1 protein-coding gene is annotated in these 702 nt (G+C 58.8%); it reads left to right on the forward strand.

All coding sequences use genetic code 11. The annotated features are described in order from the left end of the window. Window positions 1-2: 2 nt before the first annotated feature. Window positions 3-702 (forward strand): ABC transporter ATP-binding protein (locus HMPREF1494_RS09765; protein WP_034522503.1); only part of this gene is annotated, 700 nt, incomplete at its 3' end.

Genomic DNA, 702 nt, shown 5'->3' on the forward strand with positions numbered 1-702 from the left:
CAATGGCGTATATCGAGATGGTGCATAGCTCCAAGCGTTATCAGATGGGTTCCACGACCATCGTTGCGAACGATGATGTGAGTTTCGGCATCGAGAAGGGTGAGCTGGCGATCATTCTGGGCGCTTCGGGTGCGGGCAAGTCGACGGTGCTCAACATTCTGGGCGGTATGGACACCAATTCCGAGGGCAGGGTCGTCGTCGACGGGCGGGACATCTCTGGCTATTCGGCCAAGCAGTTGACGGCCTATCGGCGTACGGACATCGGTTTCGTGTTCCAGTTCTACAATCTGGTCGCCAATCTGACGGCCAGGGAGAACGTGGAACTGGCCTCGCAAATCGTGGCCGATGCCATGGATCCGGTGAAGGCGTTGGCGGACGTGGGGCTTGCCGACCGTGTGGATAATTTTCCTGCGCAGTTGTCGGGTGGCGAGCAGCAGCGTGTGGCGATCGCGCGTGCGGTGGCCAAGAATCCGAAGATCCTGTTGTGCGATGAGCCGACGGGCGCGTTGGATTACAACACGGGGAAGCAGGTGTTGCGGATTTTGCAGGATATGAGTCGTGAGAATGGTGCGACGGTGGTGATCGTGACGCATAATTCCGCCATCGCGCCGATCGCCGATCGTGTGATCCGCATGCATGACGGCCGCGTCACCGCGGTCGAGACCAACGAGCATCCCATGGACATTCAGGAACTCGAATGGT

This window comes from Bifidobacterium sp. MSTE12 (genome assembly GCF_000513015.1).
Taxonomy (GTDB): Bacteria; Actinomycetota; Actinomycetes; order Actinomycetales; family Bifidobacteriaceae; genus Bifidobacterium; species Bifidobacterium dentium.